At 72.2% G+C, this 23,285-nt stretch carries 22 protein-coding genes and 1 pseudogene; 11 read left to right on the forward strand and 12 right to left on the reverse strand.

Annotated features, from left to right (window positions below; genetic code table 11):
- Positions 1–152 precede the first annotated feature (152 nt).
- Positions 153–1,310 (forward strand): lectin, encoded by a 1,158-nt coding sequence (locus ACFYXS_RS26165; RefSeq protein ID WP_389252311.1) that lies wholly within the window; start codon positions 153–155, stop codon positions 1,308–1,310.
- Positions 1,311–1,385: 75 nt separating this feature from the next.
- Here the strand turns inward: ACFYXS_RS26165 and ACFYXS_RS26170 are convergent, their stop codons facing one another.
- Both ACFYXS_RS26170 and ACFYXS_RS26175 read right to left on the reverse strand, forming a co-directional pair.
- Positions 1,386–2,414, reverse strand: coding sequence for an LLM class flavin-dependent oxidoreductase (locus ACFYXS_RS26170; protein WP_389252313.1), 1,029 nt, complete (start codon positions 2,412–2,414; stop codon positions 1,386–1,388).
- 85 nt (positions 2,415–2,499) lie between these two features.
- Positions 2,500–3,006, reverse strand: coding sequence for a molybdenum cofactor biosysynthesis protein (locus ACFYXS_RS26175; RefSeq protein WP_389252315.1), 507 nt, complete (start codon positions 3,004–3,006; stop codon positions 2,500–2,502).
- A 162-nt stretch (positions 3,007–3,168) separates the two neighbouring features.
- Between ACFYXS_RS26175 and ACFYXS_RS26180 the strand changes: the two genes are divergently transcribed.
- The gene (locus tag ACFYXS_RS26180) at positions 3,169–3,930 is read left to right on the forward strand and encodes a polysaccharide lyase family 7 protein (protein ID WP_389252317.1); all 762 of its coding nucleotides are present in this window, start codon (positions 3,169–3,171) and stop codon (positions 3,928–3,930) included.
- Positions 3,931–3,973: 43 nt separating this feature from the next.
- Here the strand turns inward: ACFYXS_RS26180 and ACFYXS_RS26185 are convergent, their stop codons facing one another.
- Both ACFYXS_RS26185 and ACFYXS_RS26190 read right to left on the reverse strand, forming a co-directional pair.
- On the reverse strand, positions 3,974–4,642 hold the full coding sequence (locus tag ACFYXS_RS26185; protein ID WP_389252319.1) for a maleylpyruvate isomerase family mycothiol-dependent enzyme: 669 nt from the start codon (positions 4,640–4,642) through the stop codon (positions 3,974–3,976).
- A gap of 144 nt (positions 4,643–4,786) precedes the next feature.
- Complete coding sequence (locus ACFYXS_RS26190; protein WP_389252321.1) at positions 4,787–5,476, reverse strand: TetR/AcrR family transcriptional regulator; 690 nt, start codon at positions 5,474–5,476, stop codon at positions 4,787–4,789.
- Between ACFYXS_RS26190 and ACFYXS_RS26195 the strand changes: the two genes are divergently transcribed.
- The 3 genes and pseudogenes from ACFYXS_RS26195 to ACFYXS_RS26205 all read left to right on the forward strand — a co-directional run.
- A complete protein-coding gene (locus ACFYXS_RS26195) occupies positions 5,445–6,110 on the forward strand; it encodes an NAD(P)H-binding protein (RefSeq protein WP_389252323.1) in 666 nt (221 codons plus the stop codon). The two genes, ACFYXS_RS26190 and ACFYXS_RS26195, sit on opposite strands and share 32 nt — an antisense overlap.
- A gap of 43 nt (positions 6,111–6,153) precedes the next feature.
- Positions 6,154–6,603 (forward strand): MarR family winged helix-turn-helix transcriptional regulator, encoded by a 450-nt coding sequence (locus tag ACFYXS_RS26200; RefSeq protein WP_389252325.1) that lies wholly within the window; start codon positions 6,154–6,156, stop codon positions 6,601–6,603.
- A 44-nt stretch (positions 6,604–6,647) separates the two neighbouring features.
- Positions 6,648–6,981: pseudogene (locus tag ACFYXS_RS26205) on the forward strand (dihydrofolate reductase family protein); the annotation flags it as partial.
- A gap of 60 nt (positions 6,982–7,041) precedes the next feature.
- Here the strand turns inward: ACFYXS_RS26205 and ACFYXS_RS26210 are convergent.
- Positions 7,042–7,503, reverse strand: coding sequence for a GNAT family N-acetyltransferase (locus ACFYXS_RS26210; RefSeq protein ID WP_389252327.1), 462 nt, complete (start codon positions 7,501–7,503; stop codon positions 7,042–7,044).
- Between the two features lie 349 nt (positions 7,504–7,852).
- Here ACFYXS_RS26210 and ACFYXS_RS26215 point away from each other — a divergent pair, with 349 nt between their 5' ends.
- Positions 7,853–9,742 (forward strand): hypothetical protein, encoded by a 1,890-nt coding sequence (locus tag ACFYXS_RS26215; protein ID WP_389252329.1) that lies wholly within the window; start codon positions 7,853–7,855, stop codon positions 9,740–9,742.
- Positions 9,743–9,803: 61 nt separating this feature from the next.
- Here ACFYXS_RS26215 and ACFYXS_RS26220 read toward each other — a convergent pair whose 3' ends face one another.
- Both ACFYXS_RS26220 and ACFYXS_RS26225 read right to left on the reverse strand, forming a co-directional pair.
- Positions 9,804–10,427: a TetR/AcrR family transcriptional regulator gene (locus ACFYXS_RS26220; protein ID WP_389252331.1), complete on the reverse strand. Its 624-nt coding sequence runs from the start codon at positions 10,425–10,427 to the stop codon at positions 9,804–9,806.
- 60 nt (positions 10,428–10,487) lie between these two features.
- Positions 10,488–10,976 carry a carboxymuconolactone decarboxylase family protein gene (locus ACFYXS_RS26225; protein ID WP_389252333.1) on the reverse strand — a complete coding sequence of 163 codons (489 nt, stop codon included), beginning with the start codon at positions 10,974–10,976 and terminating at the stop codon, positions 10,488–10,490.
- A 91-nt stretch (positions 10,977–11,067) separates the two neighbouring features.
- Between ACFYXS_RS26225 and ACFYXS_RS26230 the strand changes: the two genes are divergently transcribed.
- A complete protein-coding gene (locus ACFYXS_RS26230) occupies positions 11,068–12,063 on the forward strand; it encodes a pirin family protein (protein ID WP_389252335.1) in 996 nt (331 codons plus the stop codon).
- Positions 12,064–12,115: 52 nt separating this feature from the next.
- Here ACFYXS_RS26230 and ACFYXS_RS26235 read toward each other — a convergent pair whose 3' ends face one another.
- From ACFYXS_RS26235 to ACFYXS_RS26250, 4 genes are all read right to left on the reverse strand, one after another.
- Positions 12,116–14,989: an FAD-binding and (Fe-S)-binding domain-containing protein gene (locus ACFYXS_RS26235; protein ID WP_389252337.1), complete on the reverse strand. Its 2,874-nt coding sequence runs from the start codon at positions 14,987–14,989 to the stop codon at positions 12,116–12,118.
- 61 nt (positions 14,990–15,050) lie between these two features.
- Positions 15,051–16,235: an anhydro-N-acetylmuramic acid kinase gene (locus tag ACFYXS_RS26240; RefSeq protein ID WP_389252339.1), complete on the reverse strand. Its 1,185-nt coding sequence runs from the start codon at positions 16,233–16,235 to the stop codon at positions 15,051–15,053.
- A 135-nt stretch (positions 16,236–16,370) separates the two neighbouring features.
- Positions 16,371–17,942 (reverse strand): sodium:solute symporter, encoded by a 1,572-nt coding sequence (locus ACFYXS_RS26245; RefSeq protein WP_389252341.1) that lies wholly within the window; start codon positions 17,940–17,942, stop codon positions 16,371–16,373.
- A 2-nt stretch (positions 17,943–17,944) separates the two neighbouring features.
- Positions 17,945–18,964 (reverse strand): N-acetylglucosamine kinase, encoded by a 1,020-nt coding sequence (locus tag ACFYXS_RS26250; protein WP_389252343.1) that lies wholly within the window; start codon positions 18,962–18,964, stop codon positions 17,945–17,947.
- A gap of 216 nt (positions 18,965–19,180) precedes the next feature.
- Here ACFYXS_RS26250 and ACFYXS_RS26255 point away from each other — a divergent pair, with 216 nt between their 5' ends.
- From ACFYXS_RS26255 to ACFYXS_RS26270, 4 genes are all read left to right on the forward strand, one after another.
- Entirely contained in the window at positions 19,181–20,125 is a 945-nt protein-coding gene (locus ACFYXS_RS26255) for a MurR/RpiR family transcriptional regulator (protein ID WP_389252345.1), read from the forward strand.
- 59 nt (positions 20,126–20,184) lie between these two features.
- A complete protein-coding gene (gene murQ / locus ACFYXS_RS26260; RefSeq protein ID WP_389252347.1) occupies positions 20,185–21,090 on the forward strand; it encodes an N-acetylmuramic acid 6-phosphate etherase in 906 nt (301 codons plus the stop codon).
- Positions 21,091–21,283: 193 nt separating this feature from the next.
- The gene (locus ACFYXS_RS26265) at positions 21,284–22,018 is read left to right on the forward strand and encodes a hypothetical protein (protein ID WP_389252349.1); all 735 of its coding nucleotides are present in this window, start codon (positions 21,284–21,286) and stop codon (positions 22,016–22,018) included.
- A 157-nt stretch (positions 22,019–22,175) separates the two neighbouring features.
- A complete protein-coding gene (locus ACFYXS_RS26270; protein WP_389252351.1) occupies positions 22,176–22,781 on the forward strand; it encodes a hypothetical protein in 606 nt (201 codons plus the stop codon).
- A 32-nt stretch (positions 22,782–22,813) separates the two neighbouring features.
- Here ACFYXS_RS26270 and ACFYXS_RS26275 read toward each other — a convergent pair whose 3' ends face one another.
- Complete coding sequence (locus ACFYXS_RS26275; protein WP_389252353.1) at positions 22,814–23,230, reverse strand: SRPBCC family protein; 417 nt, start codon at positions 23,228–23,230, stop codon at positions 22,814–22,816.
- Between the last annotated feature and the right edge of the window lie 55 nt (positions 23,231–23,285).

Raw genomic sequence — 23,285 nt, forward strand, 5'->3', positions numbered from 1 at the left:
GCGTGCGGGGGGTGTGCGGGGCCCCCCAAACACGCTTGCGTCTTCACCCCGTGTGGGCGCGGCGCCCGCGCCGGGCGGCGGCCCGCCCCCCCTCCTCCACAGCTCCCTCCCCCACCGCCACGGCCGCGAGCCGTGTAAGGAGCGATGCCCCGATGTCGTTGTCCACCAGACTTGCCAGACGCCCCTCCTTCCGGCGGGCCGCCGTGGGACGTTCCCTGGTCACGGCCGTTGTCACCGCGATCCTCTCCGCGCTGTTCGTGGCCGCGCCCCCCGCGCACGCGGCCGACGGCCAGATCTCCGGACTGGCCGGCAAGTGTGTCGACGTGGCGGGCGCCAACAGCGCCAACGGCACCGCCGTACAGCTCTACGACTGCAACGGCACCAACGCGCAGCGCTGGTCGAACTCCGGCGACGGCACCCTGCGGGCGCTCGGGAAGTGCCTGGACGTCGTGGACCGCAGCACCGCCGACGGCGCGGCGGTCCAGCTGTGGGACTGCTCCGGCGGCGCCAACCAGCAGTGGGTGGTCACCGCGGCCCACGACATCGTGAACCCCGCGGCCAACAAGTGCCTGGACGTGCGCGAGAACAACTCCGCCAACGGCACCCGGCTGCAGATCTGGACCTGCACCGGCGGGGCCAACCAGAAGTGGAACGCCCCGGCGGGCGGCGGCGGCAACCCGGGCAACCCGTCCGGATTCGTGGTCAGCGAGGGCCAGTTCAACCAGATGTTCCCGAACAGGAACGGCTTCTACACCTACAGCGGCCTGGTCGCGGCCCTGTCGGCGTACCCCGGCTTCGCCAACAGCGGCAGTGACACGGTGAAGAAGCAGGAGGCCGCGGCCTTCCTCGCCAACGTCAACCACGAGACCGGCGGCCTGGTCTACGTGGTGGAGCAGAACACCGCCAACTACTCGCACTACTGCGACTGGGGCCAGCCCTACGGCTGTCCGGCCGGCCAGTCCGCCTACTACGGCCGCGGCCCGATCCAGCTCAGCTGGAACTTCAACTACAAGGCCGCCGGTGACGCCCTGGGCATCGACCTGCTGGGCAACCCCTGGCGCGTCGAGCAGGATTCGGCCGTCGCCTGGAAGACCGGCCTGTGGTACTGGAACACGCAGAGCGGCCCCGGCACCATGACGCCGCACAACGCGATGGTGAACCAGGCGGGCTTCGGCCAGACGATCCGCTCCATCAACGGCTCGCTGGAGTGCGACGGGCGCAACCCGGCGCAGGTCCAGAGCCGGGTGAGCGCGTACCAGCAGTTCACGGGGATCCTCGGGGTCAGCCCGGGCAACAACCTCTACTGCTGAGCACCACCACTCCCTTCCGCCCGTGGACGGCCCCTATCGACCGGGCCGCCCACGGGCGGAGTCATGAGGGCGGAGTCATGCGGCGGAGCACCAACCCAGCGCCGGCCCGAGCCGGGTGGCGATGTCGGTGAGGATCTGGACGTAGTCCTCGTGCTCGAAGCTGAACGGCAGGGCGAACGCCACCTCGTCCACCTCACGGAAGGCCGCGTGCGCCGTCAGCCGCTCGGCGATCTCGTCGGACGTCCCCACGAGGTCCGGGGCGAACATCAGGCGCGCGGGCCCCTGCGGCGCGGCCGTGCGCGGCAGACGGGCCGCGGCGTAGGCGGCGTACTTGGCGCGCTGTTCCGCCGTCGCGCTGTCGGTGGGCACGACGACGAGCCCCTGCGAGACGCGGGCACTTTCGCCGTCGGGGTGACGGTCCCGGAAGGCGCGGATGTGCGAGAGCTGCACCGCCGCGAAGTCTACCGACGCCCCCGGCTCCTCGGCCTTCACCACGCTGCTGGTCAGGAAGTTCATGCCGTGCTCACCGGCCCACTGCGCCGACCGCAGGCTCCCCCCGCCGTACCACATGCGCCGCCCCAGCCCCGGGGAGTACGGCTGGACGCGGTCGGAGAACACCTCGATGCCCTCGACACCGCTGAAGTCGGTGGCCGGCTTGCCGCGGACGAAGTCCAGCAGGCGCTCCACGCGGGTGTGGCCGAAGTCCTCCTGGTCGGCGGTGTCGGGGTAGAGCGCGTGCTTGACCTCGTCGTAGTGCATCGGCGGGCCCACGCTGACGCCCGGGTTGAGGCGGCCGCCGGACAGCAGGTCCACCGTGGCCAGGTCCTCGGCCAGCCGCAGCGGGTTCTCCCAGCCGAGCGGGATGACGGCGGTGCCGAGTTCGATGCGGCTGGTCCGCTGCGAGGCGGCCGCCAGCACGGCGACGGGAGAGGAGATGCCGTACTGCAGGTGGCGGTGGCGCACCCAGGCGCTGTCGAAGCCCAGCCGCTCCCCCAGTCCGATGATCTCCAGCGTGGACTGGTGGCCGCGGCGAGGGTCGGCCTCGTCGAACAGCCCGATGGTCAGGAAGCCCAGCTTGCGCAGCGGCCTCGACGTCGGCGGCACGGCGTTTCCTCCCTCTTCAGCGGCGTCCGCGGCACCCGTGCCCGCGGTCCTGCGATTGTCCCGGCAGACCGGCGCGCACCGGCGGTCACCCCGGTGGGGACGGCGGTACGACCTCGAACTCGGCGGGCCCGACGGTGAGTACCCCGTCCGTCAGCGGTGTGCAGCGCACACCGCCCTTGCCGCGCAGCGCGCGTTGCGCGCCGGGACCGATGACGGCGTCCATCCACGCGCACGGCCGGGCGGGGCGCCGTACGGCCAGCAGGACCGGTCCGGCGCCGGTGTCGAGCGAGACGGTCTCGCCGACGAGTGCGTCGATGTCGACTCCGCGCAGCAGCACGTTGCGGCGCGCCTGGCGGAGGTCGACGTCCGGGTCGATGTCCACGGGGAGGTTCTCCGCGGCCATGAGTGTGACCGCGGCGTCGCGGTGTGCGGGCCTCGCGTAGTAGCGGTCCCCCACGAGGCCGAGGTTCGCCCGTACCTCGGCGCGCGCCACGAGTTCGCCGTCGTGCGCCGGGGACGGCCCGTCGGACGGCCGCCCCATGTACCGGTGCACGGGCGAGACCAGGAGCTGGACGACTTCGACCGCGGGCATGATGGCCACCAGCTTACGGCCGCCGTGCCCTGGCGGGGCGGCAATTGGTACAGACCTTGACGCGGGCACGCCACAGCCCTACCGTCTCGACGTAACCCGGCGTTCACGTCCACATACATGGTTCATATAAGTGAACGCCCCGATCTCGCAGGAGGTCCCCCCATGCGTGTGCGTACGCTCCTCGCCTCCCTGGCCGTCGCGACCGTCGTCATCGGCAGCGGCCCCGCCTTCGCCGCCGACCCCAAGGTCGCCCCCGGCGGCAACTTCGACCTCTCGGTCTGGCAGCTCCAGGAGCCGGTCGGCTCCCCGGGCTCGCCGACCACCATCTCCTCGTCCCGGCTCCAAGGCGCCAACGGCTACCAGGACTCGTACTTCTACACCGACACCCGCGACGGCGCGATGACCTTCTGGGCGCCGGAGAAGGGCGTCACCACGCCCAACTCCAACTACGCCCGCTCCGAGCTGCGCGAGATGAACCGCAGCGGCAGCGCCGCGGACTGGTCCCTCAGCGGCACCCACCGCATGAACGCGACACTGCGCGTGGTCTCGGTGACCTCCAACGTCTGCGTCGGGCAGATCCACCTCGGCTCGGGCGGCTCGTCCACCAAGCCGCTGCTGGAGCTCTACTACCGCTCCAGCGGCGAGATCGTGCTGGGCACGGAGAACTCGCCCTCCGGCGGCCAGACGCTGCACACCGTCGGCCATGTGTCCGTCGGCAAGACGTGGACGTACACCATCGGTGTCTCCGGCGGCCACACCATCGACCTGACGGTCAACGGGAGCACCACGCACTACGCGATCCCGTCGTCCTTCGACCCGTACAAGCAGTACTTCAAGGCCGGCTCGTACAACCAGTCGTCCTCGGACAGCACCACCAAGGGCGCACGCGTCGCCTTCTACGGCCTCACGGTCTCGCACAGCTGAGTTCCCGCTCCCGCCGCGGGCCGCGCGCCCGCGGCGGGACCGGTCAGGCCCCCGCGCAGCGCTCGCGCAGGACCGCGACCCCGTCGCCCGTCAGGTCGTCGCAGTACGCCGCACGCCCGGTCATGGCCATCACGAGGGAGATCGTCGGGCCGGACACCAGCGCCCCGGAACCACTGGTGAAGGGCCCGTCGTCCGCGACGAGCCGCAGACCACCGATCCGGCCCTTGGCGAGCACCACCATGTCCGAGCCCTGGTAGTGCGCGGCGACGTGGGTGAGCGTCCCGATCGGGTGATCGCGGCGCAGCCCCAAGGGGCGCCGGATGTCCTCCCCGTGCACGATCACCTCGCCGAGCAGGGCCACGACGGGCACCGGCGGCTTGGTCCTGCTCGGCACCGCCCGCCGGAACCGCTCCAGCGTCCCGGCCGGTGTCGCGCCCAGCTGCTCGGCGAGCCGCATGGCGACCATCCGGTCGAAGTCGAAGCGGCAGCGGATCACCCCGGCCATCCACCGCACGGGCGAGAGCCGCGCCGACGCGGTGATGTGCGCCAGTACCTCGCGCACCGTCAGCCCCTCGCACAGGGAGGGCGTCGCCCACCCCTCGTCGTCCAGCCCGGCCAGATCGGCCGCCAGCGCCGCCCGCTCCGCCTCGACCAGGGGCCACAGCCCGGCGCCGCCCCTCCCCTGGTCCACGATCACGTCCTCGTCGGTCATCGTTCGAAGGTCTCCTGTCGGCCCGTGGCTCGTCATGATCGGTCGGACGCCGATCCCCCTGCGAACGGAGGACCGCCGGCCGGGGCCGAACTCATCGCGTCGCGGTGCACGATACGACGCGAGGCCCGTCCGTCACGGTCAGGGTCAGGGGATGCGGGGCAGGCAGCCGGGCGCCCACCACGCGGGAGCCGCTGCCACGGCGGCGTCGACCATGTCGTCCTTGGTGATCGCGGGATCGTCGAGCCACGCCTTGATGGCGCCCGCGAAACCGTGGGCCACGAACTGGGCGATCACCTGGGGGTTGGCATCGGGGAGCACTGAGCGGTCGCAGTGCGCCATGAAGGCCAAGGCGTACTCGCTGAAGTGGCGCACCAGCCCCGCGTAGACGCCGCTGTCCGCCGGGTCCCCGAGGGAGAGGCTGTAGACCGCCCGGAACCGCTCGACGTGGTCCCCCACCTCCGCGACGGTCAGCCGGAGCAGTTCAGCGGCCGAGTGTCCGCTCCGCGCCCTCTCGTCCTCCAGGCGGTGGCCGCGGTCCAGATCGGCGTCGAGGACATGGATCAGCACCTCGAGCGGCGTGCTGTACCGGTTGTAGAAGGTCGCCCGGGTGACTCCGGCGCGCTCGGCGAGTTCGGCGACGCCGATCCGGGACACCGGACGCGCGGAGGCGAGTTCCACGACGGCCTGCTCGAAGGCCCGGGTCGTCCTGGTGATGCGGGGGTCGATCCGGCCGCTCAGTGCCTTGTCCTCCCGTCGACCGACTCTTATACACTTGTATAATATCCCGGGAAGGAGTGTCCGCGTGAAGGTGATTCTGTTCGGGGCGTCGGGCATGGTCGGCCAGGGAGTGCTCCGCGCCTGCCTGGAGGACCCCGGCGTCACGGAGGTCGTCGCTGTCGTCCGCCGTCCCCTCGGCCGGAACGCCGGCAAGCTGCGCGCAGTGATCCATGCCGACTTCAGCGACCTCACCGCGATCGCGGCGGAGCTGGCGGGGGCCGATGCGTGCTTCTACTGCCTGGGGGTCTCCTCGGCGGGGCGCAGCGCGGCGGAGTACGAGACCATCACGTACACCTATACCTTGGCGGCCGCCGAGGTCGTCGCCGCCGGCAATCCGCGGGTGACCTTCGTGTACGTGTCGGGGGAAGGCACCGACAGCACCGAACAGGGGCGCACTTCCTGGGCCCGGGTCAAGGGCCGGACGGAGAACGCCCTGCTGGCCATGGACATGCGCGCCTACGCCTTCCGCCCCGGATGGATCCAGCCCGTGCACGGCGAGACCTCGGGAACGAGGGCGTACCGGCTGTTCTACCGGCTCACCTCGTGGCTCTATCCGCTGCTGCGTCGCGTGACGCCCCGGTACGTGACGAGCACCGAACACCTCGGGCGCGCGATGCTCGCCACCGTCCGGCTCGAGGGCGCCGGTCCCCACGTGCTGCACTCGCGGGACATCACGCAGCTGGGCTCCTAGCACCACACAGGCAGGCGGCCTGCCCACCGGCTACCCTGGACCGGTGGGCAGCTCATCGACATCGGAAGCCAAGACCGCCGCGGAACTGGTGAAGGCGATGACGCGCCTGCGGGCCCGGCTCCGCGCCGAATCGGCGCTCGGCGAGGCGCGGTGGTCCTGGTCGCAGCTCACCACCTTGTCGCGCATCGTCGACGAGGGTCCGATCATGGTCAAAGCGCTGGCGGCGGCGGAACACGTACGGCGCCAGTCGATGGCCGAGACCGTCTCCGCGCTGCGCGCCGGCGGGCTCGTCACCTCCAGCGAGGACCCCGCGGACCGGCGCAGGACGCTCATCTCCGCGACCGCCGAGGGGCGACGACTCATCGAGACCATTCCGGCCGCGCGTGAGGCCTGGCTGGAGGAGGCGCTGAGAACACTGGTGCGGGCCAATGAGCGCAAGACCCTGCTGAAGGCGGCCGCGCTCATGAGCCGGATCGCGGACAGCGACCGATGAGGACCGGAACGCGGTCCGGCTGAGGCGGTCGCCTCCCGGCGGTCGCGCTATGGAAGCCACTCCCCAAGGTGGTGTTCTCCACACGTTGTCGGCGGTGCAGGGCCATGCCCGCCCGGCTTCCGGCGGCCTGGCCGGGAGATCGGGCGCTCGCGCGCCGAGCGGAAGGGCGGGGCCATCGCGATCGGCGGCGCGACTCTCGCCGCCGAGGCCGCCGAGTTGGGCCTGATCGACGAATGCCGGACCAGGGTCTGCTCCGTACTGGTCGGCGAAGGCATTCCGTTCTTTCCCCGGCACGAGCGCCGGGTGGACCTCGAACTCGTCGAGACCCGCACGTTCAATTCGGGGGTCGTCCACCTCCGCCACCGCGTGGCACGGTAGCCGCCTGCCCGTGCGCGGCGGCCCGAGCCGGACCCATCGCGTCGCGGACCGGCGCGACCGTCACTTCGGCACCGCGGCGACAACGCCCGTCATCCAGATCAAGCGCTCGCCGTTGTGCTCGACGTCGTGCCGGGTGACCATGCCCATCCGCTGGTAGAAACCCTCGGCACGCGGCTCCGCGCCGACGCCGAGCAGCCGCGCGCCGAGCGTGACGGCGCGCCGGACCAGGTCGTCCCAGAGCAGGCGCCCGACACCGGCGCCGATGAACGGGCGGTCGACGAAGAACAGCCCGATCCCGAGGTAGTCGGCGTGCTCGTTGAGGGTGTAGAAGCCCACGGGGACACCGTCCTTCTCGGCGACGGTGGCGTGCCGGGACGTGATGTCCGCTGCCGTGAGCTTCGGCGTCACGGCGGGGACGTCCGCCGCGCGGCCACCGGTCCAGTGCGACTTCGAGCGCAGCACCAACGCGTCGAGCGACGGGAGTTCCTCCGGCCGGGCCGGGCGGATCGAGACACCTTCCATGTCACGAGGGTGGCACTGAACCGGCGGCTCGCGCGCCCCGCCGGGCCGGGCCGACGCCCGCGGACCGCAGGAATCTTGGGCTGCGCAAATGTAGCGGATTGACAGGTTCACACAGTAGAACTTCACGCAACGCATGGCTTGCCGCGCTGTGGGCAATCCCGGCACCTCAGCCGCCCGCGATGTCCGATCGGCGCCCCCGAGGAGGCAGACAGATGACCCTTGGTGAGTCGTCCCCACCGAGAGAGCGCTCTCGGAGCCCGGGAAGCACGCCCCGCGTACCACCGCCCGCATGCCGGCCACTCACCTTGCCACCCGCCCAGCCCCGCGCCCAGCGGAAAGGAAACACCTTATGCCGACCCTGCCTCGTGGCACTTCGGGTCACCCCTCCCACCGCCCCACCCGCCGTCTGTTCGGCCGGGTTCTCGCGCTCGGGGCCATACTGGCCGCCTGCGTCGTGACGACCGGACCGGCCGCCGTCGCCGACGCGCCGGCCCCCGGCACGACAGGCCTCGGAGCCAACGTCACCGTCTTCGATCCGAGCATGCCGGTCAGCGAGATCCAGGCGACCCTCGACGCCGCCAACGCCGCCCAGGTCGACAACGAGATGGGCACGACGCGTCACGCATACCTCTTCAAGCCCGGCACGTACGGCACCGCGCAGCACCCGCTCCAGGTCAAGGTCGGCTACTACACCGAGATCGCCGGCCTGGGTGCCTCACCCTCCGATGTCGTCATCAACGGCAAGGTCGAGGTCTACAACCGCTGCCTGGAGGGTGGCGGGACGAGCAACTGCCTTGCTCTGGTCAACTTCTGGCGGACCCTTTCCAATCTGTCGATCAGGATCAACGCGACCGGCCAGGGCGGCTGCCAGGCATCGGCCGACTTCTGGGCCGTCTCCCAGGCCGTGTCCATGCGCCGTCTGGACATCAGCGGCGGCAACCTCTCGCTGATGGACTACTGCAGCGCCGGACCGCAGTACGCGAGCGGCGGCTTCATCGCCGATTCCAAGCTGCCCTCCGTCACCAGCGGATCGCAGCAGCAGTGGCTCACCCGCAACAGCGAGGTCGCCGGCTGGTCCAACGGCGTGTGGAACCAGGTCTTCTCGGGGGTCGTCGGCGCTCCGGCGGAAACCGGCTTCCCGAACCCGCCCTACACCACGCTCGACACCACGCCGGTGAGCCGCGAGAAGCCGTACCTGTTCGTCGGCACGGACGGCACGTACAACGTCCGCGTGCCCTCCGCCCAAAAGAACAGCCGGGGCGTCTCGTGGGCCGACGGCATCACACCGGGCCGCACCATACCGATCGGCGACTTCTTCGTCGCGACCCCGTCGGACTCGGTGCACGACATGAACAAGGCGCTGTCACAGGGCAAGAACCTGCTGCTCACACCCGGCGTGTACGACATCGCGTCGACCATCAGGATCAAACGGGCCGACACGGTGGTCCTCGGCATCGGACACGCGACCCTCACCGCCGTCAACGGCGCGACGCCGGTCGAGGTCTCCGACGTTCCCGGAACCGTCATCGCCGGTGTCACGATCGACGCGGGCCCGAAGGAATCGCCCGTCCTGCTGCAGGTGGGCAAGAAGCCCGGCAACAACCACAAGAGCTCGGCGGACGACCCGACGACCCTGTCCGACGTGTACTTCCGCGTCGGCGGACCGCACGTCGGCAAGGCCGACGTCGCGCTCCAGGTCAACAGCGACGACGTGATCATCGATCACACCTGGGTGTGGCGGGCCGACCACGGGGTGGAGGGGCTGACCGACACCGAACGCTGGAACACCAACATCGGTCGCAACGGCGTCGTCATCAACGGTGACCGCGTGACCGCGACGGGCCTGTTCGTCGAGCACTTCCAGCAGTACAACACCGTGTGGAACGGCGACGACGGCACGACGATCCTGTACCAGAACGAGTTGCCGTACGACCCGCCGACGCAGGCCGACTGGATGAACGGCCAGACCGAGGGCTGGGCGGCCTACAAGGTCGACGACGACGTGAAGTCGCACCACCTGTACGGCGGCGGCGCCTACGTCTTCAACCAGAACAACCCGGCGATCCACACCGAGAACGGCTTCGAGGTCCCGCAGACGCCGGGGGTCAGGCTGCACCACATCATGACCGTCAACCTCGCCGCCGGAACCCTCGACCACGTCGTCAACGGCGTGGGCGACCCTGCGGACACGACAAGAATCGGTTCGCCGGTGTACGTCACGGACTATCCGGCCCCCTAGAGCACGGCTGTGAGGACTGCCCGGTCCGGTCGCCACCGGACCGGACAGTTCGCTTTCGCGCTCACGCCCCGCACGGGACAGCCGGCGCCGACGGCTCCGCGCGGAGCTGGGCGATGCCCATGTCGAGCGCGGCCTTGAGGTGCGTGAGCGAGCCGGTCGCCATGAGGATGGACACCCCTCCCTGGATGCCCGCGAGCAGGGCCGCGCCGGCCCTGCTCGCGTCCAGGGATGCCGGGATCTCGCCCTGCTCCTGCATGCTCCGGATGCCGGCGGTGATGTCGGACTCCCAGGACGCGAGCAGCTCCCGGGTCACGGCCTGGGCGCCGGGGGTGGTACGGCTCAGCTCGGAGGTGAGCACGCCCAGCGGGCAGCGCGGCCCCTGCTCGCGGTAGCGGTCGATGACGGCCTCGCGCCACCGCTCCCACGCCTGCCACGAGGTGAGCTCGCCCAGGTACGGCTGCTGGTCGGACAGCACCCGTGCCGCCTCGTGGGACGCCACCGCGAGCAGCAACTCCTCGCGGCCGCCGGGGAAGTAGTGGAAGAGCTGGCTCTTGCTCGTCGCGGTGCGGCCGCGGATGTCGTCCAGGGTCGTCTCGCCCGGGCCCCGCTCACGGATCACCGTGGCCGCGCCCTCGATGATCCGCTGCCGGGTGGCGGCCCCCTTGGCCGTGAGTCGTGGGGTCATGGCGTCATTCTCCGTCCCGGTTTCAGGACGCGCCAGTCCAATCCGGGGCCGGGGCCGGGCTCACTGCCCGGGCAGCGGCCGTACCGGGTGCTTGCTCATGATGGACACGCGGTTGAACGCGTTGATGGTGATGGCCACCCAGATCACCGCGGAGATCTCGTCGTCGGTCAGCACCTCGCGGGCCCCGGCGTAGGCCTCGTCCGCGACGGCGGTGTCCGCGGGGCTGGTGGTCGCCTCGGCCAGCGCGAGCGCGGCCCGCTCCCGCGGGGTGAAGAGCTCCGTGTCCCGCCACGCGGGCAGCACTCCCAGCCGCTGCGGGTCCTCGCCGGCGCGCAGTGCGGCCCTGGTGTGGACGTTCAGGCAGTAGGCGCAGGCGTTGATCTGGGAGACGCGCAGATTGATCAGTTCCACGAGTACGCGGTCGAGCCCGGCGTCCGCCGCCGCGCCCCGGATCGTCTCCGCGGCGTCGCGCATGGCGCGGTAGGACTGCGGTGTCTGCTTGTCGATGAATATCCGCCGGCTCGTGGTGGCCTGCGTCACCTCGCTCACCTGGGCTCCTTCGGCATGCCGGGTGCGTTGTCCCCTACGATCGAGGATGATAGTTGAACGTGGAACATAACGCTGAGAGGGGCGTCACACGATGAGCACCACCGAGGTCGACCCCACCGCGCCGCACGGTGAATCCGGCGCGGAGGGGAACGGGCGGCGCACGTCGCCGGTGGACGTCTTCACCCCCAGGGACGTGCCCCTCGGCGGCCCGCGAGCGATGACCGTCCGCCGCACCCTCCCGCAGCGGGCGCGGTCCCTGATCGGCGCCTGGTGCTTCGCCGACCACTACGGCCCCGACAACGTCGCCGACAGCGGCGGGATGGACGTGGCGCCGCACCCCCACACCGGACTGCAGACGGTGAGCTGGCTCTTCACCGGCGAGATCGAGCACCGCGACAGCCTGGGCACGCTGGCGTACGTGCGCCCGGGCGAGCTCAACCTGATGACCGGCGGACACGGGATCTGCCACTCCGAGGTCTCCACCCCGGACACGACCGTCCTGCACGGCGTCCAGCTGTGGGTGGCGCTGCCCGAGGCCGACCGGAACGCGCCCAGCGCCTTCCAGCACCACGTCCCCCGTCCCGTCGCCCTCGACGGCGGCGAGGCAAGGGTCTTCCTCGGCTCCCTGGCCGGCGACACCTCGCCCGTCCCCACCCACACCCCGCTGCTCGGCGCCGAACTCACGCTCCGGCCGCACGCGACCGTCACCCTCGCCATCGACCCCGCGTTCGAGCACGGCCTGCTCGTGGACAGCGGCGAGGTGCGGATGGAAGGGACGGTGCTGCGCCCCGCCGAACTCGGTTACCTGGAGACCGGGAACGCCACGCTGACGCTCACCAACACCGGTGACACCCCGGCCCGGACGGTCCTGCTCGGCGGGACGCCGTTCGGAGAGCAGATCGTGATGTGGTGGAACTTCATCGGCCGCTCCCACGACGACATCGTCCGGGCCCGTGAGGCGTGGCAGAGCGAGAGCGGCCGTTTCGGCGCCGTCGAGGGCTACCCCGGGGAGCGCCTCCCGGCCCCCGAGCTCCCCAACGCCACCCTCGCCCCGCGCGGCAACCCGACCCGCCCGCACCGCGCCTGACCGGTCGTCACACGAGGTCGGCCGCCCGTACCGGCAGGTGCGGGGGCCTGCCTCAGGCGGTGGCCTCGTCGAGGAGCTCCAGCACGTGCCGGTACGGGCGGCCGGTCGCCCGGCTCATGCCCATCTCGCAGGTGCGGTTGCAGGAGGCGTACGCGTCGTACGTGCCCGCGGTGATCTCGGCGGCCTGGGCGGCGGTCGCCGACGCGGTGATCTCCGGGTGGAGCAGGCCGCGGTCGCCCGCGAAGGCGCAGCAGCCCCAGTTGTCCGGCACGGTGACCTCTTCGCTCACGGCCGCCGCGACGGTGCGCAGGGCGCCGTCGATGCCCAGGTGCGCGGTGGAGCAGGTCGGGTGCAGGGCGAGAGTACCCAGGCGCCGGGCCTCGGGCAGCGCGGGGAGCAGGTGCTCGGCGGTAAAGGCCACGCTGTCCACGAAGCGCAGCGCGGCGAAGCGGGCGCGGTCCGACTCCGGCAGGACGCCGGGCAGTTGCTCCAGGCCGTGCGTGCAGGAGGAGGCGTCGCTGACCACCGGCAGCCGGCCGTGGTCGCTGGCCTCCCAGAGCACGTCCAGGGTGCGGGCTGCCATGGTGCGGTGCCCGTCGGTGTAGCCCTTGGACTGCCAGGGGGTGCCGCAGCACAGATCGGCCAGCCCGTCGGGGACGGTCACGGCGACGCCCGCGCGCTCGCACAGCCGCAGGAAGGCGGCGGCCGAGCCGGGCGATCCGTCGGAGGCCCCTTCCGGGGCGAAGACGCTGCCGATGCAGGCGGCGAAGAACACCGCTCGGGCGTCCTCGGGGCGCCGCGCCGCGGGGCGGGCCGGTCCGCCGCGCGGGATGTCGTCGGCCCAGGTGGGGACAAGTTCCCCCGCGCCGAGTCGCCGGATCGCGCCGGTGGCGGCGCGCAGGGCCGGGGCCGGCAGCACGTGCGCGGTGTTCAGCGCCGCCCGTACGCCCTTGACCGCGGTTCCCCAGTGCCGGGCTGTGGCGTCCCCGGCCTTCTGCGCCGCGGGGCTGTGGCGTTCGGCGCGCAGGCGCTTCATGACCGCGCCGGTGTCGATGGTCACGGGACAGGCGGTGACGCAGAGGCTGTCGGCGGCGCAGCTGTCGACGGCGGCGTAGGCGTAGTCGGCCTCCAGGGCGCGACGGCGTTCCTCGTCACCGGCGGCGGTGGCGAGCGCGATCTCCCGGCTCAGCGCGATGCGTTGGCGCGGCGTCGTGGTCGCGTCGGCGGTGGGGCAGACGGGCTCGCAGTAGCCGCACTCCACGCAGGCGTCCACGGCCGGGTCGACCTGCGGGACGCTCTTGAGGTTGCGCAGGTGCGCGGCCTCGTCGTCCTCCAGCAGCACGCCCGGGTTGAGCACGTTGTGCGGGTCGCACAGCTTCTTGAGCTCGCGCATGACGTCGTACAGTTCGTCGCCGTACTGGCGCCGGACGAAGGGCGCCATGGCGCGGCCGGTGCCGTGCTCGGCCTTGAGGGTGCCGCCGGCGTCCAGGACCAGGTCGACCATGGCGTCGGTGAACCGGGCGTAGCGCTCGATCTCCGGGGACGAGTCGAAGTCCTGGGTGAGCATGAAGTGCAGGTTGCCGTCGCGGGCGTGGCCGAAGATCACCGCGTCCTGGTAGCCGTGCCGGTCGAACAGGCCGATCAGGCCCTCGCAGGTGCCGGTCAGCCGCTCCATGGGCACCGCGATGTCCTCCAGCAGCGCCGTGGTACCGGGGCGGCGCGCGCCGGCGACGGCGGTGTAGAGGCCCTTGCGCAGGTGCCAGAGCCGGGCCCGGACCCGCGCGTCGCGGACGAGCGCGGTCCCGGTGACGGCGGGCAGGCGGTCCAGGACCGGCTGCGCGGCCGCGACCCGTTCCTCCAGCAGTTCGGCGCTGTCCTCGGCGAACTCGACCAGCAGGGCGGCGTGGTGTTCCACGCGCAGTCCGCGCAGTTCGTCCACCGGGTCCGGGGACTGCTGGGCCACGCGCAGCGACGCGGCGTCGAGCAGTTCCGCGGTGCGGGCGCCGGCGGCCAGCAGGGCGGGCAGGGTGTCGGTGGCCTCGGCCAGGCCGGGCAGCACGAGGAGGCCGGTGGCGGTGTGCGGCAGGAGGGGGACGGTACGGAAGACGGCCTCGCCGACGAACCCGAGGGTGCCCTCGCTGCCGATCATGAGGTGGGCGAGGATGTCGGCCGGGCCGGAGTGGTCCAGGAACGAGTTGAGGCCGTAGCCCATGGTGTTCTTCATCGCGAACAGCCGCTCGATGGTGGCGCGGGATCCGGCCGAGTCGCGGACCCGGTCGCGCAGCCGGAGCAGTCCGGCGTGGAGTTCGGGCTCGCGGGCGCGCAGCGCCTCGTCCGCGTCGGGGGCCGCGGTGTCGACGACGGTGCCGGAGGGCAGCACGAACTGCAGCGACTCCATGGTGCGGTAGGCGTTGTCCTGCGTACCGCAGTTCATGCCGCTGGAGTTGTTGGCGACGAGTCCGCCGATGGTGCACGCGCTCTCGCTGGCCGGGTCGGGTCCGAGCCGGCGCCCGTGGCGGGCGAGCCGCGCATTGGCCTGACGCACCGTCAGTCCGGGTTGCAGCCGGATGCGCTGCCCCTCGTCCAGCACTTCCGCGGTCCGCCAGTGGCTGCGGACGTCCACCAGGATCCCGTCGCCGCCCGCCTGCCCCGCCAGGCTGGTGCCGCCCGAACGCAGGGTCAGCGGCAGGCCCGCCGCGCGCGCCCCGGCCATCAGGGCGCCCACCTCGGCGGCGGACGCCGCCCGGACGACGGCCTGCGGGGTGAACAGGTACGGCGACGCGTCGTGGGCGGCCGCGACCCTGCGGGGGACCTCGGTGCTGACCCTGGCCGGGTCGCTCACGCACGAGGCCAGGAGCCCGGCCAGGTCGGGGGCCCGGTCCCCGGTGGGCGACGCGGTGCGGGATGTGGCGGCGGAGCGGCTCATGGGTCTCGGTCCTCGGGTCCTGGGGTGCTGGGACGGACGCGGTGGGTGCGCGGCGGGGCGGTCAGCCGGCGGGGCCGGTGATACGCAGCAGGCGGGGCGCCTGCTCGGCGGGTTCGGGCAGGCGCAACGGCGTCAGCCCGGGGGTGATGCTGCCGAGCAGCGTGGCACGGCGGGCACCGGTGCCCGAGGGCAGCGCGCCGGGCAGGCCGTTGACGGTGAGGAGGCCCAGTACCGCGAAGGCCAGCGCCTCCTTGGCGTCCGAGGGCAGCCCCAGGTCGTCGCTGGGGCGCAGCGGTACGCCCGGGAGCTCCTCGGCGATCATGGCCATCAGCACCGGGTTGCGGACGCCGCCGCCCGAGACGACGAGCTCGGTGACGCCGTGGGCGCGGCAGGCGTCGGCCACGGTGACGGCGGTGAGCCGGGTCAGGGTGGCCAGGACGTCGTCCGGGCCCGGGCCGGGCGCGGGCAGCGCGTCCAGGGCCCGCTGCAGGTAGGGCAGGTGGAAGAGCTCCTTGCCGGTGCTCTTCGGGGCGGGCCTGCGGTAGTAGGGGTCGTCCAGGAGCAGCGCGAGCAGTTCGGGGACGGTCCGGCCGGCCGCGGCCCTGCGCCCGTCCTCGTCGTACGCGGCCGCGCCGTCGGTGAAGTGCCGCACCGCGGCGTCCAGCAGGGCGTTGGCGGGGCCGGTGTCGAAGGCCAGCGGCTCGGCACCGGGGGCGACGACGGTGACATTGGCGATGCCGCCGAGGTTCAGCGCCGCGGGCGTGCCCGGCAGGGCGCGCAGCAGCAGGGCGTCGGTCATGCCGACCAGCGGGGCGCCCTGGCCGCCCGCGGCGACGTCCCGGCTGCGCAGGTCGGAGACGACGGGCAGGCCCGTGGCCTCGGCGATCCAGGCGGGCTGGCCGAGCTGGAGCGTGCCGCGGACGGCGCCGTCCTCGACCCAGTGGTGCATGGTCTGGCCGTGCGAGACCACGAGGTCGGCGGCGCCGTCGCACAGTTCGCGAAGGGCCCGTCCGGCGGCGCCGGCGAAGGCCTGGCCGATGCCGGTGTCGAGGGCGCAGATGTCCTGCGTCGTCGTGGCCGCCGGGGGCAGCGTGGCGGAGATCAGGTCCCGCAGGTCGTCGGTGTAGGACACCGAGAGGTGGCCGAGCGGCCGCAGGAGCAGGGTGTCGCCGTCCAGGGTGAGGTCGGCGGCGGCCGCCTCGATGGCGTCGTAGGAGGTACCTGACATGAGGCCGATCACACGCACGGTGCCTCCTGACGCGGGTGCCGCGGGCCGGGCCGGTTCGGCATGGCTTCTCCCTTTGTCCTTTTGCTGGTGCTGAACGGGGGGTGCGCGGGGCCGCCCTGGTGGGCGGCCCCGCACTTCACGGGTGGGGCGTCGTCACTCCCGGCCGGCGGCCGCCGCGACGCGGTCCGGGCCGGAACCCGGCTCGGCGTCGGCCGCGGGGAGCGCGTTGGTCTCCGGGGCCCGGTGGAACAGACTCATCACACCGCCGACGACCAGGGTGACCACCACGCCGATCGGCACCAGCCACTGCGCGGCGATCGCCGTCGGCACGGTGGCGCCGGCCACGGTGACGTCGATCTTCACACCGCGCACGATGTACGTCATCACACCCACCGTCACCAGGAACGCGACGATGGAGTCGATCTCGTTGGCGCGCCGGATGAGCCGTCCGAGCAGGAACGCGCCGAGCAGCGCGCCGTAGGTGTAGCCCGCGATGGTCAGACCGGTCAGGTAGACGTTGCCCGTGTTCGCGCTGAAGGCGCAGGCGAAGACGGCCATGAGCACCGCCCACACCAGGGTCATCACCCGGGCGAGCTTGAGCAGGGACTCCTCGGAGGGCGAGGTGCGGAAGAAGCTGTGGATGATGTCGGACACCGTCGAGTTCGACATGGAGTTCAGCGCGGAGGACAGCGAGCCCATCGCGGCGCCGAGGATGCCGGCCACCAGCAGGCCCGAGATCACCACGGGCAGGCCGTGCAGGATGAAGTTCGGGTAGAGGTTGTCGGAGCTGGCCAGACCCAGGTCCGCGAAGCCCTTGCCCTTGTTGTACGACCACAGCAGCGCGCCGACCAGCGAGAAGGCCGCGAACTGGATGGTGACGAAGATGCCGGAGGCGATCATGGCCTTCTGGCCGTCACGCAGCGTGCGGGTGGTCAGGATGCGCTGGACGATCAGCTGGTCGGAGCCGTGGCTGGCCATTGCGAAGATCGCGCCGCCGATGATCGCGGTCGGCAGGGCGAACGGGCTGGTGAGGATGTGCGCGAAGTCGAAGTTGGTGTCGAAGAGCTTGAAGTGGCCCGAGTGCAGGGCGTCGGAGAAGCCGGCGCCGCCGACGTGGCCGGAGAGCACGGCGATGGCGAGGATCGCACCGCCCAGGTACAGGCCCATCTGGATGGCGTCGGTCCAGATGACCGCCTTGATGCCGCCGAGGTAGGTGTAGATCACGGTGATGACGGTGAGCACGATGATGATGACGCGGTAGTCGGCGTGCACACCGAACTCGTCGAGCAGCAGCTTGATCGGGATCGCCGAGGCGAACAGCCGGACGCCCTCGGCCAGGAGCCGGGTGAAGACGAACGTCACCGAGGCCAGGCCCTGCAGTTTCAGCCCGAATCTGCTGCCCAGGTACTGGTAGGCGCTGACGAATCCGCCGCGCTTGTACAAGGGGATCAGCACGGTGGCCACGATCACACGGCCGATCACGTAGCCGAGGGCGAGTTCGACGTTGCCGAAGCCCTGGCCGCTGTAGGCGCCGCCGGGCACGCTGATCACGGTGAGCACGCTGGTCTCGGTCGCCACGACGGAGAACGAGACGGTCCACCACGGCATGTGGCCTTCGCCGACGAAGTAGTCCTTCGCCGTTTTCTGTCGTCCGGCCTTCCGCAGTCCGATCACGGCGATCGCGATCAGATAGACGACGACCACCACGAGGTCGAGTTGGCGCACGCTCACTCCTGAATTACGGCCGGCGAGGTCACCGGCGGGGTGGGGACAGTGGGGAAGGCCGTCGTCCGCCGCAGGCGGACGACGTGGGGTTCGTGCGGTGCCGAGGCGTCGAGCGCCAGCAGGCGTGCGCCGTCCAGCGGGTCCCCGAGCGGGGGGCGCAGGTGCAGGGGGCGCGAGGAACCGGTGAGTGCCGCGGTGAGCGGCCCGGTGAGCGGTTCGCCGAGACCGGTCAGTCCGCCGGTGATGGTGACCGGGAGGGCGTCGCCGCCGGCGATGCGGCGGGCGGCCGTGAGCGCGGCCTCGCCGAGGGCGGCGGCTGCGTCACGGACGATCGTGGTGGCGGCGTCGTCGCCCGCGGCGGCGGCGCGGGCCACTTGCGGGGCGAAGGACGCCGCGGTACGTGCGGGGTTGCCGTCCCGGCCCAGGGCCGAGGGCAACCGGTCGGGGTCGCCGAAGCGCTCGACGGCGGCGGCGAGCAGCGCGGTGCGAGGTCCGCGACCGTCGTGGGCGCGGAGCGCGGCCCGCAGGCCCGCGGCGCCGATCCAGGACCCGCTGCCCTCGTCACCGAGCCAGGGTCCCCAGCCGTCGACGCGGGCGTACGAGCCGTCGTCCCCGATGCCGATGGCGACGGAGCCGGTGCCGATGGCCAGCACCACACCGGGGCGGCCGCCGAGGGCGCCCGCGTGAGCGGTGACGGCGTCGCTGGTGACGGCCACCTCATCGGCGGGCAGGTCCTCCAGGAGCAGTCCGGCCAGGGCACGGGCCGCCTCCGGGGCGGTCGCCGCCCCGGCCGCGCCCACGCAGACCGCGTCCAGCCGGCCGCCGTGCTCGCCCTGGAGGAGCGGGAGCAACGGAAGGACGGCTGCGCGGACCGCGGCACGGGCCGCGGCCACGCCGTTGTCGGCGGCGAGCCCGGGGGCTCCGGGCACCTCGTGGACGTCGTGGGCGGGGCCGGCGCCGCCCATCCACAGCACGGCACGGCAGCCGGTCTTGCCCAGGTCCACCGCCACTGCTGCTGTCATTCGGCACGCCTTCGTGTCTGCAGGGATCCGACGCGTCGGGCAGTCACGGGACAGCCGGAAGGCCGGGTGACCGGCGCGGATCGCGGTGCAGCGAGTATCGGAAGGCCGACCTGCGTATGTCAATAAGTAACTTCACGTAATGCGATTCGTAAATTTTTGACGCACCCCAGATGGGTGGTTAATGTGTCGCCCACCCCACCAGGAGGGACCCGGCCCATGGCCCGCCAGGAACCACCCCGCACACCGGCACAGTCGGCGGACGACGCCGCCGGCGGCACCTTGGCGCGTATCCGCGCGGCGCTGCCGTCCCTGGCTCCTTCGGAACGCCGGGTGGCCGACGCCGTCCTGGCCGACCCCGGCCAGGCGTCCGAGCTGTCCATCAGCGCCCTGGGCGAGCGGGCCGACACCTCGGTCGCCACGGTGATGCGGTTCTGCCGTGCGATAGGGATCACCAACTACCCGCAGTTGCGCCTGGCGCTGGCCGCGGCCGCCGCCCGCGAGCACGCGCTCGGCGGCGAGCGTCCGGCCCCAGGCACCGACATCAGCGCCACCGACACGCTCGACCAGATCGTCAGCAAGATCGTCTACAACGAGGTCCGCGCCCTGGAGGACTCCGGGGCCGAGCTCGACATCGAGGCCCTGGGCCGCGCGGTCGACGCCGTCGCGGGCGCCCGGCGCATCGACATCTTCGGCATCGGCGCCAGCGCCTTCGTCGGCCAGGACCTGCACCAGAAGCTGCACCGCATCGGCCACATGGCCTTCATCTGGACCGACCGGCACTCGGCCCTCACCGCGACGGCCCTGCTCGGCCCCGGGGACGTGGCCCTGGCCATCTCCCACTCCGGGGAGACCGAGGACACCGTCGAACCCCTCCAGGCCGCCGCCGAACGCGGCGCCACCACCATCGCCCTCACCAACGTCGCGCGCTCCACCCTGGCGGAGAGCGCGGACCTCGTGCTGACGACCTGCGCCCGGGAGACCCCCTTCCGGTCCGGCGCGACCGTCAGCCGTATCGCCCAACTCGCGCTCATCGACTGCCTGTTCGTCGGCGTGGCCCAGCGTTCCTACGACGCCACGACCGCCGCCCTGCAGAAGACCTACGGGGCTGTCCAGCGCCGCAAACGCCCTCAGCCGCCGCGCCGCACCCCGGCCGCCGACTGACCGCGGGCCATCCCCCGAGCACCACCCCTGAGCACCACCCCTGAAAGGACGACCGCGCCGTGGACCTCACCACACTCGGCACTCTCGGCACCGAGACCCGCAACGACCGGACCGCCGAACTGGACCGCATGCCGGTCTCCGAACTGCTCTCTGTCATGAACGCCGAGGACCAGACCGTCGCCCTCACGGTTCGCGACGCGCTCCCGCAGATCGGTGACGCCGTCGAGGCGATCACCGAGTCGCTGCGCCGGGGCGGCCGGCTGATCTACATCGGCGCCGGCACCAGCGGCCGCATCGGCCTGCTCGACGCCGTCGAGTGCCCGCCCACCTTCGGCACCTCGCCCGAGCAGGTGGTGGGTCTGCTCTCCGGCGGGCCGGGCGCCTTCATCGTCGCGGTCGAGGGCGCCGAGGACGAGCCCGGGCGAGCGGTCACGGACCTCGACGAGATCGGCGTGAACGAGCGGGACACGGTCGTCGGCCTCGCCGCGAGCGGCCGCACCCCCTACGTCGTCGGCGGTCTGCAGCACGCCGCGGCCGCCGGCGCCGTCACGGTGTCGGTGGCCTGCAACCGCGACGCCCTCGTCAGCCGCTACGCCGACATCCCGATCGAGGTGCCCACCGGACCCGAGATCCTCACCGGCTCGACCCGCCTCAAGGGGGGCACCGCGGAGAAGATGGTCTGCAACATGCTCTCGACCGCCTCGATGGTGCGTCTGGGCAAGGTCTACGGGAACCTGATGGTCGACGTGCGGGCCACCAACGACAAGCTCGTGGACCGCGCCCGCCGCATGGTGTCCCAGGCCACCGGCGCCGACGCGGACACCGCCGCCCAGGCCCTCGACGCGGCGGGCGGCCACGCCAAGACCGCCATCGTCATGCTCCTCGCCGGCTTCACCGCCGAGGAGGCCGCCGAGCGTCTCGCCCAGGCCCAGGGCGACACGCGCACGGCCGTCGCCCGCTCCTGACCCACCTGACACGTCAGGAGCGGCGAACCGCGCGGGCGCCCCGGAGGACGGGGGGCCCGCACGGTCGTCCGGTTCGGCATCGCCGGCGCCTTCACCGGCGCGTCCGCCACCGGGCGCGCCGCCTGCCGGCAGCCCCTGAACCGCGCGGCGGTCCCCGCCTCCTGGGCCGTGGCCCGCCCGCTACGCTCAGGCCGTGACGACTGCTGTGCGCATACCCGCGTACTACGAAGACCGCGAACTCGTCGCGGGCGAGGACCTCGCGCGGCAGCCCGCCTTCTGGCTCGCACACCTGCGGCTGACGATCGGCGATCCGTGCGAGGATGCCGCTCGGTACGGCGTGGACGAGTCCGCCTACGAGCAGATCGTGGAACGCCTCAGCGACCACGAACAGCCGTGGCCGGTCCTGCGGATGCCCTTCGCCGGCGGTCACACGGCCTACGTCGTGTACGCCAACTTCGAGGACGAGGGGAACGTCGAGTTCTTCGTCGGTCACCCCGGTTGGGGGCGGCTCGGGTTTCTCGGACAGTACGGCGTCGACCAGGCCGGGCCCGGCCTGTCCTGGGCCGAACTCACCGCGCTGGCCGCGGCCGCGCCGGAGGGTGGCGAGGGGCTGTCGGACCCGGCCCAGCGCCTTCTCCTCCTGCTGCCGATGCTGGGTGACGCGGACGTCCCCGCCGATGCGGTCGACATCGTGGAGCGGGCCCTGACGCGCTGCGGGTTCTCCGCCGACGTCGCCGGCGCGCTGGCCGCGGCTCTGGACGAGCCCCGCGTCTCCGAGGAGAAGTGGCTCGTCGGCGAGGACAGCCCGGTGCCCGTGTGCTCGTCCCCCCACAGCCCGCGCCGCATTCCGCTGGCCCTGGGCATCACGCCCGACCAGGCGCGAGCCCTCGCTGACGCGCTGCGCGGGGCTCACTCCGCGCTGACGTAGCCGACATCAGACCGGGGACGGCGACGCGGCACGGCGACATGTGGGGACCCCGTGGAGGTCCGCCACCGCCCCCTGCCTGACGGTGGATCAGCGGACGCTCGGCGGCGCATGATGAACGGTCCGTCCCGACCCGTCGGAAGCAAGGTGGCGCGTGCCGATGAAACGCAAGACCGGAATACTCCTCGCGGGCCTGGCCACCTTGGGCGGCGCCGTCGCCGGGGCGGGCCTGCTGCACAACCGCCGCGCCGATCGCAGGGAACATCTCCATGTCACGGTCTTCAGCGAGCCGGGCTACAGGGGCCGGAACCAGCGGCTGACCTGGACCGGCGGCAAGCGCGAGGTCGTCCCGCTCGCCCGGGTGCGGCTGCCCCGCATCGGCTCGATCAAGCTGGAACGGCTCGTCTACCACTTCCAGCCCGGTGTCCAGCTGCCCAACATGTTGCTCCTGTGGCACGCCCTCACCGATCGCCCGGACCCCGGGGACCCCGAGAGCGGCCTGCCCAGCTTCATCGCCGTGCACCAGCTCGCCGGCATGTTCTCGGTGGGCGAGTGGCTTCCGGTCCCCGAACCGGAGGCGCGGTCGGGAGTGCGGCTCTGGGCCGGACGCCCCGGCAGTCCGCCGGCCGTGCGGGACGACGCGGACCCCTCCGGTGCCCGGCCCTGGCACGACGTCCTGGCCGACGCCCCCGACCTGGGCTCCTGGAGCACCCGTACCCGCTGGCTCGAGCTCAGGTATCACGACAGGACCGGTTCCCGCGACTGACCGGCCTCCGGGGGCAGTCAGTCCTGCAGTCCTCAGCCGAGTGCCTGCTCCAGGGCGTCCAGGCCGTCGCTGTAGATGCCGGTGAACAGGGCCACCACCTCGTCGTCGCTCGCTCCCTTGGCGACGAAGCGACCCGACCACTGGACTTCGGCGACGTTGTCGTTGCCACTGACCGCGTACACGCGCAGGGTGGACAGGTAGTCCACGACCGGGAACGGTGCCTGAAGGATGGCGTAGCTGTAGTGGCGCTCTTCCTCGTTGAACGCGATGAGCCGCTCGACGATGGCGTCGCCGTTGGGGTTGGCCAGCCGCCGGGTGCGGCCGCCCTCTTCCAGCGCGCTGCTGGCGATGTAGGGCAGCCAGTCGGGCAACGAGCCGAAGCCGCCGACCAGTTGCCATACACGGTCCGGGGAGGCCGGGACGATCCGGCTCACCGAGGTCGAGGCCATGACGTACCTCCGGGCTCTGGTCGGAGTGGAGTTGACGGACTGCGCCGACTGCGCG

Source organism: Streptomyces sp. NPDC002574, from assembly GCF_042889545.1.
In the GTDB taxonomy this organism is placed as follows: domain Bacteria; phylum Actinomycetota; class Actinomycetes; order Streptomycetales; family Streptomycetaceae; genus Actinacidiphila.

Coding starts and splice junctions, on each gene's coding strand:
- ACFYXS_RS26250 (WP_389252343.1), bottom strand. CDS start 18,964: ATGACAGCAGCAGTGGCGGTGGACCTGGGCAAGACCGGCTGCCGTGCC.
- ACFYXS_RS26175 (WP_389252315.1), bottom strand. CDS start 3,006: ATGCCCGCGGTCGAAGTCGTCCAGCTCCTGGTCTCGCCCGTGCACCGG.
- ACFYXS_RS26210 (WP_389252327.1), bottom strand. CDS start 7,503: ATGGAAGGTGTCTCGATCCGCCCGGCCCGGCCGGAGGAACTCCCGTCG.
- ACFYXS_RS26165 (WP_389252311.1), top strand. CDS start 153: ATGTCGTTGTCCACCAGACTTGCCAGACGCCCCTCCTTCCGGCGGGCC.
- ACFYXS_RS26255 (WP_389252345.1), top strand. CDS start 19,181: ATGGCCCGCCAGGAACCACCCCGCACACCGGCACAGTCGGCGGACGAC.
- ACFYXS_RS26220 (WP_389252331.1), bottom strand. CDS start 10,427: ATGACCCCACGACTCACGGCCAAGGGGGCCGCCACCCGGCAGCGGATC.
- ACFYXS_RS26185 (WP_389252319.1), bottom strand. CDS start 4,642: ATGACCGACGAGGACGTGATCGTGGACCAGGGGAGGGGCGGCGCCGGG.
- ACFYXS_RS26230 (WP_389252335.1), top strand. CDS start 11,068: ATGAGCACCACCGAGGTCGACCCCACCGCGCCGCACGGTGAATCCGGC.
- ACFYXS_RS26190 (WP_389252321.1), bottom strand. CDS start 5,476: ATGCCCGACGCCCCGAACAGAATCACCTTCACGCGGACACTCCTTCCC.
- ACFYXS_RS26215 (WP_389252329.1), top strand. CDS start 7,853: ATGCCGACCCTGCCTCGTGGCACTTCGGGTCACCCCTCCCACCGCCCC.
- ACFYXS_RS26180 (WP_389252317.1), top strand. CDS start 3,169: ATGCGTGTGCGTACGCTCCTCGCCTCCCTGGCCGTCGCGACCGTCGTC.
- ACFYXS_RS26270 (WP_389252351.1), top strand. CDS start 22,176: ATGAAACGCAAGACCGGAATACTCCTCGCGGGCCTGGCCACCTTGGGC.
- ACFYXS_RS26275 (WP_389252353.1), bottom strand. CDS start 23,230: ATGGCCTCGACCTCGGTGAGCCGGATCGTCCCGGCCTCCCCGGACCGT.
- ACFYXS_RS26235 (WP_389252337.1), bottom strand. CDS start 14,989: ATGAGCCGCTCCGCCGCCACATCCCGCACCGCGTCGCCCACCGGGGAC.